The 1517-nt window shown below is 69.8% G+C and carries 2 protein-coding genes; both read right to left on the bottom strand.

What is annotated here, in order from left to right:
* Positions 1 to 81 precede the first annotated feature (81 nt).
* The gene (locus JHD73_RS27645) at positions 82 to 969 is read right to left on the bottom strand and encodes a DMT family transporter (RefSeq protein WP_199033319.1); all 888 of its coding nucleotides are present in this window, start codon (positions 967 to 969) and stop codon (positions 82 to 84) included.
* A 17-nt stretch (positions 970 to 986) separates the two neighbouring features.
* Positions 987 to 1517 (bottom strand): DUF2182 domain-containing protein (locus JHD73_RS27650; protein WP_199033320.1); only part of this gene is annotated, 531 nt, incomplete at its 5' end.

A 1517-nucleotide genomic window follows, 5' to 3' on the forward strand; every position in this document is an offset into this window, starting at 1 on the left:
GCAGCAGCACAGCGGAATCAAGGCTGTGCGCGTCGTTCACGGAAAGGCGTGATTGTAACCGCTCCGGGTCGGGTCTAGCCCCTAGGACGCGGCCTCGGCGCGCTTGCGCTGGGTGCGACTGGCCAGCACCAGGGCAATCCCGCCCAGGATGGCGGCAGAGGCCGCCGCCAGCCGCGGCGTCAGTGGTTCAGCCAGGAACAGCACCGCGCCAAACGCCGCAATGGGCGGCACCGACAGTTGCACCGCCGCCGCGCGGATCGCCGAGAGCCCCTTGAGGGCCGCATACCAGATCACATAGCCGATGCCCGAAGTGACCGCACCAGAGGCCAGCGCTAGCGCGATCCCTACCGGGCTGGCGTGCGCGCGGCTGACCAGCACCGCACTCAAGGCGAGCGCCATGGGCGCGGCACGCAGGAAGTTGCCGGCGGTGGCGCCCAGTGGATTGTCGAGCCCGCGCCCGCGCAGCGAATACCCCCCCCAGGCCACGCCGGCCACCGTCATCAGGGCGGCGCCCAGTGGCGTCGGCGCCGTTACACCGGGCGATACCAGGTAGATCAGCCCGCCCAGCGCCAGCGCAAAGCCCGCCCAGCCGAGCGGTTCGAACCGTTCACCCGCGCGCAGGCCCGCGCCCAGCATGGTGAGCTGCACTGCACCGAACAGGATCAGCGCGCCCGTGCCCGTGCTCAAGGTGAGATACGCAAACGAGAAGAACGCGACGTAGGTGAACAGCATGGCCGCGGCGGTCCAATCCGTGCGGGCTTCGGGCGCCCGGCCAGCGTTGCATCGCGCGAGGATGGCCAGCATGATCGCGCCCGACACCAGCCGGATGCTTGAGAAGCTGGCCGCATCAATGGACGCATGCTGCAACGCCAGCCGGCACAGCAGCGAGTTGGAGGCGAACGCCACCATGGTGATGCTGGTGAGCACCACCGTGCGCAGGGCGAGCTGGCCGTCGTTGATGGTATCCATGGCATCCACGGTGGCCATCACGCGAGGGGCGCTGCGCCCCAGAGGTGCGTTGCCACAAGCGCAGCGGCACCCGCCAGTAGCGCCACGCCCAACGGCGCAGACAACCGACGTCCCCACGCGACGTTCTTCTCGATGGCCATGGCGGCGGCCAGCACCAGCATCCAGCCGAGGCTGCCCGCGCCCACCACGAACATCAGCAGCATCAGCGCCCAGCAGCACCCCACGCAGAACAGCCCGTGGCGCAGCCCCAGCAGGAATGCCTGCCGCTGCGGCGCGGGGCCATGCCAATGGCTGATGACGAAGCTCAGCGGCGAGCGGCACTGGTCGAGGCATCGATACTTCAGCGCGCTGAACTGGAAGGCACCGGCACCCGCCAGCGTGGCCGCGCCGATCAGCCAGCCATGCCAGCCCAGCAGCGGCACCCGCGCCACCCCAGCGAGCAGCACCGCATGCAGCCCATGTGCCAGCAGGCCGAACACGCTCCAGGCGGTGAGGTAGCCGGCGCCCAGCAACACCAGCAAGCGCTGGCGATCTGCTCGCCCCACAAC

It is taken from the genome of Ralstonia sp. ASV6 (assembly GCF_016429285.1).
In the GTDB taxonomy this organism is placed as follows: Bacteria; Pseudomonadota; Gammaproteobacteria; order Burkholderiales; family Burkholderiaceae; genus Ralstonia; species Ralstonia flaminis.